At 41.4% G+C, this 14855-nt stretch carries 16 protein-coding genes and 1 pseudogene; 14 read left to right on the top strand and 3 right to left on the bottom strand.

Features of this window, described 5'->3' with window-relative positions:
• The 6 genes and pseudogenes from ACNURT_RS12835 (at position 1) to ACNURT_RS12810 (ending at position 4552) form a co-directional block, all read left to right on the top strand.
• A complete protein-coding gene (locus ACNURT_RS12835; RefSeq protein WP_370999159.1) occupies positions 1-750 on the top strand; it encodes a HisA/HisF-related TIM barrel protein in 750 nt (249 codons plus the stop codon).
• Between the two features lie 51 nt (positions 751-801).
• Positions 802-1146, top strand: a pseudogene (locus ACNURT_RS12830) (endonuclease domain-containing protein); the annotation flags it as partial.
• A gap of 9 nt (positions 1147-1155) precedes the next feature.
• Positions 1156-1941 carry an imidazole glycerol phosphate synthase subunit HisF gene (gene hisF, locus ACNURT_RS12825; RefSeq protein WP_370999195.1) on the top strand — a complete coding sequence of 262 codons (786 nt, stop codon included), beginning with the start codon at positions 1156-1158 and terminating at the stop codon, positions 1939-1941.
• Positions 1942-2038: 97 nt separating this feature from the next.
• Positions 2039-2626 (top strand): bifunctional phosphoribosyl-AMP cyclohydrolase/phosphoribosyl-ATP diphosphatase HisIE, encoded by a 588-nt coding sequence (hisIE, locus tag ACNURT_RS12820; protein ID WP_419702082.1) that lies wholly within the window; start codon positions 2039-2041, stop codon positions 2624-2626.
• Between the two features lie 96 nt (positions 2627-2722).
• The gene (gene bla, locus ACNURT_RS12815; RefSeq protein WP_419702081.1) at positions 2723-3535 is read left to right on the top strand and encodes a class A beta-lactamase, subclass A2; all 813 of its coding nucleotides are present in this window, start codon (positions 2723-2725) and stop codon (positions 3533-3535) included.
• A gap of 111 nt (positions 3536-3646) precedes the next feature.
• Positions 3647-4552 (top strand): WD40 repeat domain-containing protein, encoded by a 906-nt coding sequence (locus tag ACNURT_RS12810; RefSeq protein WP_419702080.1) that lies wholly within the window; start codon positions 3647-3649, stop codon positions 4550-4552.
• A 146-nt stretch (positions 4553-4698) separates the two neighbouring features.
• Here the strand turns inward: ACNURT_RS12810 and ACNURT_RS12805 are convergent, their stop codons facing one another.
• Positions 4699-5460: an NlpC/P60 family protein gene (locus ACNURT_RS12805; RefSeq protein WP_419702079.1), complete on the bottom strand. Its 762-nt coding sequence runs from the start codon at positions 5458-5460 to the stop codon at positions 4699-4701.
• 69 nt (positions 5461-5529) lie between these two features.
• On the opposite strand from ACNURT_RS12805, the gene ACNURT_RS12800 reads away from it, so the two are divergent.
• On the top strand, positions 5530-6483 hold the full coding sequence (locus ACNURT_RS12800) for a bifunctional helix-turn-helix transcriptional regulator/GNAT family N-acetyltransferase (protein WP_419702078.1): 954 nt from the start codon (positions 5530-5532) through the stop codon (positions 6481-6483).
• Positions 6484-6657: 174 nt separating this feature from the next.
• Here ACNURT_RS12800 and ACNURT_RS12795 read toward each other — a convergent pair whose 3' ends face one another.
• On the bottom strand, positions 6658-7011 hold the full coding sequence (locus tag ACNURT_RS12795) for a 4Fe-4S dicluster domain-containing protein (RefSeq protein WP_370999164.1): 354 nt from the start codon (positions 7009-7011) through the stop codon (positions 6658-6660).
• Between the two features lie 101 nt (positions 7012-7112).
• On the opposite strand from ACNURT_RS12795, the gene ACNURT_RS12790 reads away from it, so the two are divergent.
• From ACNURT_RS12790 to ACNURT_RS12760, 7 genes are all read left to right on the top strand, one after another.
• Positions 7113-8138: an acyl-CoA reductase gene (locus ACNURT_RS12790; RefSeq protein WP_419702077.1), complete on the top strand. Its 1026-nt coding sequence runs from the start codon at positions 7113-7115 to the stop codon at positions 8136-8138.
• 102 nt (positions 8139-8240) lie between these two features.
• Positions 8241-8444, top strand: a complete 204-nt coding sequence (locus ACNURT_RS12785) for a fructose-6-phosphate aldolase (protein WP_076378137.1) — start codon at positions 8241-8243, stop codon at positions 8442-8444.
• Positions 8445-8449: 5 nt separating this feature from the next.
• A complete protein-coding gene (locus tag ACNURT_RS12780; protein WP_370999166.1) occupies positions 8450-9130 on the top strand; it encodes a cell division ATP-binding protein FtsE in 681 nt (226 codons plus the stop codon).
• Between the two features lie 226 nt (positions 9131-9356).
• Complete coding sequence (locus ACNURT_RS12775) at positions 9357-9956, top strand: nucleotide exchange factor GrpE (RefSeq protein WP_419702076.1); 600 nt, start codon at positions 9357-9359, stop codon at positions 9954-9956.
• 238 nt (positions 9957-10194) lie between these two features.
• Entirely contained in the window at positions 10195-11358 is a 1164-nt protein-coding gene (dnaJ, locus tag ACNURT_RS12770) for a molecular chaperone DnaJ (RefSeq protein WP_419702075.1), read from the top strand.
• 152 nt (positions 11359-11510) lie between these two features.
• Entirely contained in the window at positions 11511-13217 is a 1707-nt protein-coding gene (locus ACNURT_RS12765; RefSeq protein ID WP_419702074.1) for an AAA family ATPase, read from the top strand.
• 132 nt (positions 13218-13349) lie between these two features.
• Positions 13350-14501: an exo-alpha-sialidase gene (locus tag ACNURT_RS12760; RefSeq protein WP_419702073.1), complete on the top strand. Its 1152-nt coding sequence runs from the start codon at positions 13350-13352 to the stop codon at positions 14499-14501.
• Here the strand turns inward: ACNURT_RS12760 and ACNURT_RS12755 are convergent, their stop codons facing one another.
• Positions 14502-14774: a hypothetical protein gene (locus ACNURT_RS12755; RefSeq protein WP_419702072.1), complete on the bottom strand. Its 273-nt coding sequence runs from the start codon at positions 14772-14774 to the stop codon at positions 14502-14504.
• Positions 14775-14855: the final 81 nt, after the last annotated feature.

Below are 14855 nucleotides of genomic sequence, written 5' to 3'. Positions count from 1 at the left end.
ATGTACATTATCCCTGCTATTGACATATTGAACAAAAAGGTGGTGCGTTTGCGTGAAGGCGATTACGGTCAGGTTACAGAATACGATGTTACATTGGAAGAAATGATTGAGCGCTATCAGAGCAATGGCACCAATTTCATCCACGTTATTGATCTTAATGGCGCCAAAAACGATTTCAGTAACCAGCAATACCTGTTTGATGTGATCCGTAAAACCGACATGAAGGTGCAATATGGCGGCGGTATCCGCAGCATTGATAAAGTGAAAGAGCTGATAGATGCAGGCGTTCACCGCGTTATTGTAGGCACACAAGCCCTCACTAACCCAAGCTTTTTACCCGAACTGGGTTCTGAGATTTGTGGTAAAGATAAATGCTCAGACCAGGTAGTTATTGCCATCGATGTGTTGGATGAAGTGATCAAATACTCCGGCTGGATGGAAAGTTCACCCATAAAACTGATGGATTACGTTGACAAATGCCTTTCCCTTGGCTTTTTCCGTTTCCTATGTACCGATATCAATAAAGACGGTAAACTGGGTGGTGCAGGTATTGAGCTGTATGAAAAGCTGCTGGACCATTCGCCTTTTATTAAATTGATCGCTTCGGGTGGTGTTAGTTCCATGAAGGATATCGAACAATTGAGCCGTCTTAAGGTTGAGTCATGCGTAGTGGGCAAAGCCATTTACGAAGGTCATATCACTATAGAAGACGTAAAGAACTGGAACCTGGAATCTTTGATCTCCATTTAACCCCCCAGCCCCCTGAAGGGGGAGCTTATATGCATACGTAACTTTAGATTGATGAAAAAAAAGTTATTTCTTGGGGCCAATGCTGAAATATTTGCAAATGCTAAAGCACTAAGATACAGCATGACCCCTGCTGAAAACTTTTTATGGAGCCAGCTAAATGTTTATTTGAGCGATACAAAATTCAGAAGACAACATCCTCTCGGAAGTTACATAGCTGATTTTTATAGTCATCAGCATAAGTTGGTAATCGAAGTAGACGGAAGTATTCATGCTCTTCCAGAAGTGAAAGTAAATGACTTTGAAAAACAAACATTTCTTGAAAGTCAGGGACTAAAAGTATTAAGATTCACAAACGAACAAGTATTCAACAACCTAAATAAAGTATTGGAAGATATAACCAAGCAAATCAAAAGCACCCCTTTTAGGGGGCGGGGGGGGTTATCAAAGCGCATTATCCCTTGTCTCGATGTTAAAGACGGTCGTACGGTAAAAGGCGTAAACTTTGTCGATCTGCGCGATGCCGGCGACCCGGTTGAACTGGCCTGGAACTACTCGCGCCAAGGTGCCGACGAACTCGTTTTCCTGGACATTACCGCTACCGTGGAGCGCCGCAAAACCATGGTTGAGCTGGTAAAATCAGTAGCAAGGCAGATCAATATACCCTTTACCATAGGTGGTGGCATCAATGAAATTGCCGACGCCGACGCGTTATTAAATGCCGGCGCCGATAAAATATCTATCAATTCTGCCGCAGTGCGCAACCCGGCCCTCATTGATGAACTTGCCAAAGCATTCGGCGTGCAGTTTGTGGTAATAGCGGTTGATACCCGCCTCATAGATGATAAAAACATCGTGCACCTGAACGGCGGTCGCCTCCCAACGGAGCGCCAAACTTTGGAATGGATAAAAGAGGCCGAAAGCCGTGGTGCGGGCGAAATACTGCTCACCTCCATGGATCATGACGGCACTAAAAATGGTTTCGATAATGGACTGCTAAAAATTATTAACGATGCCGTGCATATTCCGGTTATAGCGTCGGGTGGTGCGGGCGCGGTGCAGCATTTTGTTGATGTTTTTGAAAAAACAAATGTAGATGCGGCATTGGCGGCATCTGTATTTCACTATGGTGAGATACTGATACCGGACTTGAAAGCGGTGTTAAAAAGTAACAATATTGAGGTAAGGATTTGATTAAGTGCGAATGAGCCTTCAACTCCGTTGTCTGTGTCCTCACAGACAACTACATAACTGCCTGTGAGGACACAGGCAGTGGTAATAAAGATAAAAAATGAATATAGATTTTAACAAAACCGACGGATTGGTTCCGGTGATCATACAGGATGAGCAAACACTTGAAGTGCTGATGCTGGGCTATATGAACCAGGAAGCCTATAATAAAACTGTACAGGAAAACATAGTAACTTTCTTTTCCCGTTCCAAACAACGTTTGTGGACAAAAGGCGAAACCAGCAGCAATTTTCTGCATGTAAAAAACATCAGCATTGATTGCGATAACGATACCTTGCTCATCAAAGTTAAAGCCGATGGCCCAACCTGTCACACTGGTTCGCGCAGCTGCTTTAAAACGGAGTTTAATCAGAACTTTATCCTGGAGCTGGAAAATATTATTGCTGATAGGTACGAGAACCCGGTTGAAGGCTCATACGTAAATAAACTGCGCAACAAGGGCCTCAACAAAATAGCCCAAAAAGTAGGTGAAGAAGGCGTTGAAACCGTTATAGCGGCCCTGGCCGAAACCGAAACAGACCTGATCAATGAATCGTCAGACCTTGTATTTCATTTATTAGTGCTGCTTCGTGAAAAAGGACTCGACCTGAAAACGATAGCAAAGAATTTAGAGAACAGGCACAAATAGCCGTTAATCATGAAATTGAATATGCTGAAGAGTTTTTACCTTTTGCTTTTTTGTATTTACGGCTTGGGTATAGTTGCTAATGCTCAAACAAACAATTTGAGAAGTAGAATCATAGAAATAGCTAAAGAAGGTAAAGGCACTGTTGGTGTTTCTATATTGAACCTGGATACCCACGATACCTTGTCCTATAACGGCCATGCACAATTGCCTATGCAGAGTGTAATGAAGTTTTCGATAGCTATTACTGTTTTGCATGGAATTGATGAAGGTCATTTCAAATTAGATCAGCCAATCCATATTGACAAAAGTGACTATTATGATACTTACAGTCCGCTGAAAGATAAACATCCGGGGGGCAATTTTGATATCACTATTAGGGAGCTGTTAAGTTACATGGTATCCTTAAGTGATAATGTGGCTTGTGATGTGCTGCTAAAAACGCTTGGCGGCATTGATAAAGTAAATACCTATATCCATAGCATCGGCATACCTAACATTGCCTTTAAGGCTACAGAGTTTCAGATGGCACAGTCATGGGATGTACAATACACCAATTGGGCCGAGGCTACCGGTCTTACTCATTTGTTGGATCTGGCTTTTAAACCCGACTTTCTTTCGCCTGCAAACCACGCTTACCTCTGGAAGATCATGCAGGAAACCTCAACAGGGCCAAACCAGATTAAAGGCCTACTACCTGTGGGTACGGTGGTATATCATAAAACAGGTCGTTCTGGCACCAACGAACAAGGAATTACCGCCGCTACTAACGACATTGGGATAATTACTTTACCCAATGGTAAACATTTAGCGATAGCCGTTTTTGTATCGGATACTCCGGTTAACCAAACCATCCGTGAATCGATTATATCTCGCATTGCTAAAGCAGCCTATGATGAGGCTGTAAAGTAGTTACTTTAAGCTGATAGGCTACCATTAAAGGTATCGCCGCAAAAATGATAATTTTGTTCGGTGATGATTCTTATGATCATGATTACGGATATCAATTAAAAACACCTTAAAATGACCGCAGAAAAAATAGCAGAATTGACCGGGCATGGCAACCCCATTTTCACATTAGAACTTTCGCAAAAACCGGGTATATTATTTACCGGCGGCAACGATAAAGGCCTGGTGGAATGGAACCTGGAAAGTTTCTCGTTCATTAAAGTGATGTTCCCGGTTAGGGCTTCTATTTATGCTATACATGGCCCTGTAGGCTATCCCATATTATTGACGGGCCTACGCAGCGGCGAGGTACTGGTGTTTGACTTTATACAGCAAAAACTTCTGAAATCGCTTGCCCATCATCTTAAGCCGATCTTCGATATCAAGTCGGTAAGTACTAAGAACGAATTACTGATAGCCTCCGAAGATGGTACAGTTTCGGTATGGAGTCTGGCCAGTTTAGAGATGGTGCACAGTATCAAAGTATCTGCCGATACAGTACGCTGCATATCCATATCGCCAGATGAAACACAGGTAGCTTTTGGCTGCAGGGATAACTCCATCAAAATTTACGATCTGCATGATTATACCTTACTTAAATCGTTACATGGCCATACCATGTCGGTTTTTGCACTGGCTTATAGTCCCGATGGTACTTACCTTGCATCAGGTGGCCGCGACGCGCAGATCAAGATCTGGGATAGTGTCACTTATCAGCCTGTCAAAAATATTCCGGCACATTTATTTGCTATAAATCATATCCTGTTTCATCCCACAAAGCTCTACTTTGCCACCGCCAGTATGGATAAGGGCATCAAGATCTGGGGAGCCGATGATTTTAAATTATATAAGATCATCAGCCGTGAAAAAGGCCATCCGGGTCATGTATTATCAGTCAATAAACTGGCCTGGAACGGAGATCAGCTGATTTCTGTGAGCGACGACAAGAAAGTGGTAGTGTGGGATATTAAGTTTGATTGAGGGAATAACAAGACAAGTTCAACAATCCCCTCTTGAGAGGGGGAGCGTGGTTATGTGTAGTAGCAGGGGTGTGTTCTAAAAGTAGATAACACACCCCTCCGCCCCTCTCAAGAGGGGAATCGCACTATCCCCGCTTTCTTTGAATACTACATAAACCTTTTGATGCTATGCAGCTTATGTGTATGCCGTTTCTGCTCTTTCGAGTAAATACCCTCTGTATCTATCGTATCAATTTTAACTTTTCCTGAGGCATGGATAATGTGTTCATTGTTCAGCATAATACCTACATGGGTTACTTTGCCAGCCTCATTGTCAAAAAAAGCCAGGTCGCCTAAGCGGGCTTGCTCAATACTTTCAACCAGGATACCTTCCTCCACCTGCTGACTGGCATCACGTTTGATTTTAATATTGTTAAGGCTAAACACCACCTGTGTAAACCCCGAACAATCAATACCAAAATGCGTACGGCCACCCCATAAATAGGGCGAATTTAAAAATGATTTGGCTGTGGTGGCTATATCTTCCCGTTCACCTATTTCACCGATGATCTCAAAACGCTCGGTGCCTATGCGGCAGGTGGTACCTTCCAAAAAGGCTAAAGAGCTACCTGCTGGCAGATAAACAACACTGTTGTCGGCAACTTTCCAGGCTTGTGTTACCGCCCGGTAGGTAAGCGGTGGTTTTACATGCTTGAAACTTTTGTAAGCGATATGACCCAGCATAGTAAATTGCAGGCGACCGATCCAGCCTTCATAACCATCATTCTCTGTGATGATCCTCACCCAGCGGTCAGTCCATTCTATGATCTCAAATGCTTCGCCAAACAATAGCTGCGACACCTGTTCGCTGCGGTCATTAGCCTCGGCACGCAGCGGAATAACCGCCAGATTACAAATACCGTATTCCATTGATAATAGTGAAAAACAAATATAGAAATAAAAATAATTTATATATTTGTAAGTACTTACGTAAGTAATATGAGTTTAATAGATGATTTAGAAGAACTGGCTGTTGGAGCAAGGCTCAAACGGTTATATGAATACTTTGCAAAGGATGTGGTTTTGATATACAAAGATGAAGAGCTAAACTTTGAGCCCAAGTATTTTACCCTTTACTACCTGATCAGTAAGCAGGGCGAAGCAGCCGTAACCGAAATTGCCGAAGAACTGGGCTGTACCCATCCCGGTGTCATCCATTTGGCCAAAGAGCTCGAAGAACTGGGCTTCATCGAGTCGGTAAAATCGGCTACCGACAGTCGCAAACGTATACTCCGCTTATCAGAAAAAGGCAAAGCCTCCCTGCCAAAATTTGAGCGGGTATGGGCCAAGATCCTAGCCCTTAATAAATCATTATTTAATAGTCAGCAAAATAATTTACTAAGCGCCATTATGGAAACAGAAGCACAATTGAACGAAAAACCGTACTACCAGCGTTTTCAGGAAATGTTTAATCCGCAGGGCAACAATCCGGTAAGAGTTACTACTTACGATCCCCAATATGCCCGTCATTTTAAAAACCTCAACATAGAGTGGATCAATACCTATTTCACAGTTGAGGAACACGACCTGGAGCAATTAAACCACCCCGAAGATCATATATTGGCCGATGGCGGCGAGATCCTTTTCGCACATATCGATGACGATGTTGTGGGTACCTGCGCGGTCATCAAAACAGGTCCGGCAGAATACGAGCTGGCCAAAATGGCGGTAAGCCCCAAATACCAGGGGCGTAAAATTGGCAATACCCTGATGGACGCGGCTATAGCTAAAACCAAAGAATTGGGGGGTACTCGTATTTGGCTGGGTTCAAACACCAAACTTACGCCTGCCATTACTTTATATAAAAAATACGGCTTTAAAGAGTTCCAGGCGGCCGCATCACCCTATACCCGTGCCAATATCCATATGGAAATGGATCTGTATGAGATATGAGATATGAGATATGAGATATGAGATATGAGATATGAGATATGAGATATGAGATATGAGATATGAGATATGAGATATGAGATATGAGATACAAAAAAAGGAACAGCAAGCTGTTCCTTTTTTTGTATCTGTGTTTTTTTCTCAAATCTCACATCTCATATCTCACATCTAAAAATATTACTCATTCATGTGCAGCCAGTCCTTCTTGGCTAACAGTTCTTCTTTGCTTTCGCGGATATCTTCATCATCCACACAACAATCTACAGGGCATACTGCAGCACATTGTGGTTCGTCATGAAAACCAACACATTCAGTACATTTATCAGGTACAATATAATATATATCGTCAGAAAGAGCAGCCTGAGATTCTTCGGCATTTAATGTGTTACCATCGCCAAAATCAATAACCCCTTTAAGTCCGGTACCGTCGCTAAAGCGCCATGCCGCGCCGGCATCATAAATGGCATTATTGGGGCACTCCGGTTCGCAGGCTCCGCAGTTTATGCATTCATCGGTGATTTTAATCGCCATATTTCTAAATATCTAATATTCTCAATTAACTTTGCCTGAAATTAACAAGCGTACAAATATAACAAAAAAAGGGTTTCGGGGTTTAAAACCTTACCATATATATGTCAAAAATTAATATAAAAAACGCAATAAATTCATTTTCAGCCTTAGGAGAGCAGTTAGCTAAGCCAGATGAGCAGTTAATAGCCATTATTAACGACGAACAGTACCACAACGCCTGGTTTACACCCGAAAGTGTTTTACGCGCCGTTACCGCCATTGGCCAGATGCTTAACAAGACCGATTTAACTACCTGGCTTTCTGGATACAACCTTTCGAGCGAAGCCCAACCCAAAAAAGTGGGATTAATCCTGGCCGGTAACATTCCGCTGGTGGGTTTTCATGATGTACTTTGCGTACTGGCCACAGGCAACCACGCGCTCATTAAAACCTCATCGCAGGATGCTTATCTCATCAAACATGTACTGCAACGATTAGTTGATATCGATAATAGTTTTGCCGCTCAGTTCAGTTTCATTGAACGCCTCACCGATTTTGACGCCATTATAGCCACCGGCAGCAATAACAGCTCCCGTTATTTTGATTATTATTTTGGTAAAGTACCTAATATCATCCGCAAAAACCGCAACAGTATTGCCCTGCTTACCGGCAACGAAACCGCGGAAGACCTGTTTAACCTGGGTCATGATATATTTGATTATTATGGACTGGGCTGCCGTAACGTGTCAAAATTACTGGTGCCTGAAGGGTATGTTTTCAATTTCTTTTTTGAATCGATAGAGGAATTTAAAACCATCATCCATCACCACAAATACAGCAACAATTACGATTACAACAAATCCATTTACCTGGTAAACAGCGACAAGCATTTTGACAACGGTTTTTTGATGGCTAAGGAAGACGAACGGATAGCATCGCCCCTGGCGGTAGTATATTATAGCCATTATACTGATCTGCAGGCAGCGCAGCAATTGCTCACAGATCAAAGCGAAAACCTGCAATGTATCGTTACCAAAGCTCCCATTGAGGTACAAAGCCAGGTGGTGGGTTTTGGCCAAAGCCAGCAACCCGCTTTATGGGATTATGCCGATGGGATTGATACAATGGATTTCTTGGCAAATCTTTAAAATAACAATACCTTTGGTGAGGTAGCATATAGTTGATAGTTCATAGATCATAGCAAAAGCGATTGAACACCATGAACCATGAACCATGAACCATGAACTAACATGTATATTATTAAAGTAAAAGGCGTTGCCAAAATACCCGATTACGTACAGCTGCGTGATGATAAGTTTACGCTGCTGGCTTATTTCAGGGTCGACAGGCCTGATAAATCACTGGATAAGGTTGGGCTGGCAGATAAAGCCGAATATATTATGAATATAATCAAGGACCTGCCGTTTGGACAGATCCTAAAATTAGAGCTATAAAAAAGATGATCGGAAATTCTATTATTAAGCTAAACAATGTCGATATTTTTCAGCAGTCGCACCTGGTACTGTCAAACGTTAACCTGCATATTGACAAAGGCGATTTTGTATGGCTCATTGGCCAAACCGGATCGGGCAAGAGCAGTTTGCTTAAAGTAATTTACGGCGATCTGATCCCGAAGGCTGGTACCGGTCATGCCTGTGGATATGAGCTGAGCAAGCTGCCCAGCCGCGATGTGCCCTATCTGCGCCGCAAGCTGGGTATCGTTTTTCAGGATTTTCAGTTGCTTACCGATCGCTCCATCGAACAAAACCTGTTATTTGTAATGCGCGCCACCGGTTGGACAGATAAAAAACTGATAGCCGACCGTACTCTGGATGTGTTGGAAAAAGTAGGCCTGCGTTCCAAATTAAAGAAAATGCCGCATGAGCTGTCAGGCGGCGAGCAGCAACGCGTGGTAATTGCCCGCGCCCTGTTGAATGATCCCGAAATTATCCTCGCCGATGAGCCAACCGGCAATCTTGACCCTGAAACATCCGAAGAAATTGTACTGCTGTTGAAACAGATCAGCCAGTCGGGCACCGCTGTATTGGTAGCTACGCACGATTATCATATCATCCGCGCTTTCCCCTCACGCATTATCAAATGCGAAAACGGTAAGGTTTTGGAAGACGCGGAAATATAACCGCTGATTCCTTTGATGACGCTGATTTCGTTGATTGCCTTACTACCGTAGAGACACATCACATGTGTCTCTATAAAAATCAGCGTCATCAACGCAATCAAAAAAATCAACGGTCATCCTGTCACCCCTGCATAAAACGTGTCACACCTTCCTGATATTAAAACATACCACTGACAGCTTGTCGGCTTTATGCTAATGGCAGGATACTTGATTGGCACTATCAGCTATGAAATTTAACGATATGTTGAAGAAAAAGAAGAAAGAAAATACGGACACCACAGAAAATATGAATACGGCAGAACAGGAAAATTTAAACGAGAATGGGCAGGAACAGGCCCAGACCGAAACTACTGAAGCAACAACAGCAGAAGTTGTATCTGCCGAAGACAAATTGAAAGAAGAATTAGCACAGGCAAACGACAAGTACCTGCGCTTATATGCCGAATTTGACAACTTCAGAAGACGTACTATTAAAGAGCGCGCGGAAGCCCGTGAAACAGAAGGTAAAGAGCTGTTAGTAGCTTTGTTGCCTGTTTTGGACGATTTTGAGCGCGCACAACGTTCTATGGAAAACGCTGTTGACGTTGCCCCGGTTAAAGAGGGTGTTACACTGATACAGAACAAACTAAAAAACATACTGGGTCAAAAAGGCCTGAAGGAGATGACAGCAATAGGCGAACCTTTTGACGCCGACCTGCATGAGGCCATTACCAATATACCAGCCCCTACCGATGACCTTAAAGGTAAAGTGATGGATGAAATGGAAAAAGGTTATTACCTGAAAGACAGGGTAATACGTTTTGCCAAAGTAATTGTAGGAGCATAAATTAATTAGTGAATTATTGAATTAATGATTTAGTGAATTTTTTCACTCCTTGTCTACAGTTCAATTATTCAGCTATTAATATGATTAAAGTAAAAGAATGGAATTATTGGTTACTCTTCGTCAATCACTAATTCACTAAATCAATAATTCAACAATAAAATAAAGTGGTTGAATTATCCGGGTAAGTGTTTTTTTATAATTCACTAACTCACTAATTCAATAATTCAACATTAAAAATATGGCTAAGAGAGATTATTACGATATCCTGGGAGTCGCCAAAGGTGCCGATGCCGACGAGATAAAAAAGGCATATCGTAAAATGGCTATTAAATATCACCCGGATAAAAACCAGGGCGATAAAGAGGCCGAAGAAAAATTCAAGGAAGCTGCCGAAGCTTATGAAGTACTAAGCAGTCCAGAAAAGCGCCAGCGTTATGATCAGTTTGGTCATGCGGCCAATGCTTCATCACCAAATGGTGGTGGCGGTTATGGCGGCAGCATGAATATGGACGACATATTTAGCCAGTTTGGTGACATTTTTGGCGGTGGCAGTCCGTTCGAAGGCTTTTTTGGCGGCGGCCGTCAAAGTGGCGGTGGTGGCAGACGTGTGGCACGCGGCAGTAACCTGCGCATCAAAGTACGCTTAACCCTGGAAGAAATAGCTAACGGCGCCGAAAAGAAGATCAAAGTAAACAAACAGATAGTTTGTAAAACCTGCGATGGCTCGGGCGCTAAAGATAAATCATCGTTCCAAACCTGTAAAACATGTGGTGGCTCGGGCGCGGTGCGTAGGGTAACCAATACCATACTGGGCCAGATGCAAACTACCAGTACCTGCCCTACCTGTAACGGCGAAGGCTCAACCATACTGTCAAAATGTACCGTTTGTCATGGCGATGGCGTGGTTCGCGGCGAAGAACTGATCACCATTAACGTGCCTGCCGGTGTAAGCGAAGGTATGCAACTGAGCATGAGCGGCAAAGGTAATGCTGCCCCACGTGGCGGTGTACCGGGCGATCTGATCATCCTGATTGAAGAGATCCCGCACGAAACATTAAAACGCGACGGCAATAATATAATATACGACCTGCATGTAAACTTTGTTGATGCCGCCTTAGGTACCACAGTTGAAGTGCCTACCATTGATGGTAAAGCCAAGATCAAAATTGATCCGGGGACCCAGGGTGGTAAGATCCTGCGCCTGAAAGGCAAAGGTGTGCCAGAGGTAAACTCTTATCATCGTGGCGACCAATTGATACACATCAACATCTGGACACCCAAAGCACTGAGCCGTGAAGAGCGCGAACTGTTGGAGAAATTGCAGTCGTCGCCCAACTTTAAACCCAACCCGGGCAAAAACGAAAAAAGCTTTTTTGAACGGATGAAGGAATATTTTGAATAAAAGCTAAAAGCAGAAGGCTTAAAGCCGAACGCACAAACAAAAAGCCCGGAGTTTATACTTCGGGCTTTTTGTTTGTGCCGATTTACTTGTTAATTTCTGACTTTTAATATTACTTTATCGATTGTATCTTACAGGTCGAAATATACATACTCATGATAATTGATATAGCATCTGATAATGTTTTAAAACAATTCAGTGGTGAACTACCTGATTTCGTAGTTATAACAGGTACAAATGGTTCAGGTAAAACACATCTATTAAGAAGTTTCAAAGGAATGAATATACTTAGTGGGATAAGCACACTATCAGAGAATGGAATTATTTTAAACAACATCAATTATTTTCCGCTTGGAGATATAAGAATAATTGACATTGGAGCATCAAGGACTGAATCATTAGTGAGCAATTGGCTTTTGGTATACACCGAGTTTATCACCAATCTCTGGAAAAACAAAGGTCAAGGTATAGATTCCGAAGACATCCCTGAAATCTTCAAAACTCTCTCCGAAACAACCGGAAAAAGCTTTGAAGATATAACTTTTAATGACTACATAAAAGCTGCTCCTATTTTTGACCCATCCTTGGGTAACTTATCGTCTTTGTTTTTAAACTATTACGTAAGGAATAGTTTAAAAAATATTAATAACGATGAAGATGTAAATGCTCCTTGGGTTGTTCTTAATGATTTACTTAAACAAGCACATATTAAATATACGGTTGATAAACCCATAGAAGTGGATGGAAAAATTGACTTTTACGAAATGAAAATCCTTCATAATGACAAGAGATTGTACTTTGATTGGTTATCATCTGGGGAGCAAAATATTATCTCTTTAATAGTAACTCTTTATCAATCTCAGATAGGAAACAGTTTCCCGGAAGTTATTTTGTTTGACGAATCCGATTCAATGTTTCATCCATCATTTACTAAGAGATACTTAGATGTTCTGCTTAAAGAATTTGTTGGCAAGCGAAAAGTTAAGATTATACTTACCACTCATTCACCAACCACTGTTGCGCTTTCTCCACCTGATTCTATATATGTGATGGAGGATGGATTGTTAAAAAAGGCAAGTAAAGATGAAGCTATAAAGTCTTTAACTTATGGTTTAAAAAACCTAAACGTCTTATATGAAAACAAAAGGCAAGTAATGGTTGAAGGCGATTTTGATGCATTGTTCTACGAAGCTATATACCCAAAAATACGCCTCGATTCTATTGCAAATTCTGAATTTGTTTATTTTATTTCTTGTGGAAAAAAAGAAGGTGGTTCAAGTAGAGTTTTAGAATACACACAAAAACTATTTGATGCGGAAAACAAATCAATCTGTGGAATAATCGATTATGATGATAACAATAAAGAAACTGATAGAGTAAAGGTTGCAGGATTGAATCAAAGATATTCGATTGAAAACTATGTATTAGACCCGTTAATTATGTCTTTTTTCCTTTTAAACGAAGAAAACCCATCTAAAAAAGATTTAGGCTATGAGGATTATGATGACATAAGAAAGGTTCCTGATTTTGATGAAAATAAGCTTCAAAAACTCACAGATATAATTGTCTCTAAACTAAAAGAAAATTTATCTGATATTTTAAAACGTCGACTAAATGAAACCTTAATATCGGTGAATTTAATATGCGGGAAAGTAATTAAAATACCTAATTGGTTATTTAATTATAATAATAAAATTTTAGAAAAATTATATTCAGATACATTTGAAAATTTAAGAAGAAATGGGGATGTGGATACTCTTAAGAAAGAAGTTTTAAAAAAAATCATTAAATTATATCCTGAATTTTTACCTGTGGATTTTGTTGAACTATTTCAACGTCTTGAAAATATTGAGATAAATTAAGAGCATAAAGTCTCAGTTATGAATAGTACGATGACCACTAAGAAAGATAATTACGATTTTGGAAAGATAACCCATGTTTAATCAGGCTATCGCAATACCAATGAACCTCACTAATTTATTTACCACTACAAAATGTCCATAAAATCTTTCGCATTATTTCTTCTTTCAATTCTTTGTAACATATTTTGCTGTGCCCAAACCCCATCCATCCGCAATAACTACCAAACCGAAGCCGGTGTGCCCCATTTAAAAATTGAGCGGAGCATGATCTACTCGCCGGATAAGGAATGGCTGTATAACCACCACCCTTCTATTATTCATTTTAAGGATCAGTTTATAGCGATATGGAGCAATGGTTTGATCGATGAAGATTCACCGGGCCAGCGGGTGGTTTATGCTACTTCTAAAGATTTCACACATTGGTCAAAACCCGAAGTACTGGCATCCCCTGTAAAAGTAAATGATACCTTAACCGTGCTTACAGCTGCCGGTTTATATCAGTACAAAGGCACCCTGGTGGCTTATTATGGCGAATACACTAAACACCGCCAGAACACGCACTTGTGGGCCAAAACCAGTACCGACGGCATCCATTGGAGCAATGCTATAGATATGCACGTACCGCTAATCCCCAATCATGGCCCCGAGGCTACCAAAAGCGGGCGGCTCATCATCAGTGGTAATTTCATGTTTCCGTATACCGATGACCCTAAAGGTATTTCGGGTTGGAAAATCAGCAGTTTTTACCCCGACTCATTATACACCCAGGATAACTCTGCCGCCTTTTACGCCCCGGCTGCCAAGCTGGGCTTGCCTCCGCTTTGTGAGGGCTCCTTTTTTGAAACGGACAACCACATACTGCACATGCTGCTACGCGTTACCGGTAAGGGCTGGAAAGGCCGCTTATGGCTTACCGAAAGCAGGGATAAGGGCCGAAGCTGGTCGCGCCCGGTAGAAACCACCTTTTCTGATAACGACAGCAAATTTCATTTCGGTCGCCTGCCCGATAAACGTTTTTATTATGCAGGCATCCCGGATACGCTGCATCATTACGACCGTAACCCGCTGGTACTATCACTCTCCAAAAACGGTGAAACATTTGACAAGAACTATATTATTGCCGATGAACTTTACCACCTGAAAAAGGAAGGCTTATGGAAGGGTGGCCAGTATGGCTATCCGCATACCATCACCTATAACGGCTATATGTATGTGATCATCTCCCGGCAAAAAGAGGCTATTGAAACATTGCGGTTTAGTTTAGATCAGTTAAAATCACATTAATTAAATTCTTTCAAAATACCAGCTTGTATTAACTTTTTTTCTTACAGCTTTAACATGAACCAATAACTGTAATTTATTGATTGCGTTTAAATTTCTTAAAATGCTCCTTATAGGTAGTCCTGCCGCCTTATAATCTTTATTAAAAATCCCTTTCTCAATAAATTGAGGCATCAAATCCTTAGCAAGAACTTCATTGATAGACTTATTGTCCACAAAATAATCTCTTACAATTTGATCAATTCTTCCCACCTTATGTATCATATTTTCTGTCATATAGCAATATAAGTAAAGATTAACGTTCCTGAAAAGTTTATGTAACATTACGCAATAGCCCGTATCTAAAGCGTACAATTA

Source organism: Mucilaginibacter sp. NFX135, from assembly GCF_048565145.1.
Classification (GTDB): Bacteria; Bacteroidota; Bacteroidia; order Sphingobacteriales; family Sphingobacteriaceae; genus Mucilaginibacter.
Note: the sequence above shows the minus strand (reverse complement) of the source record. Positions and strands in the feature narration are given on the sequence as shown.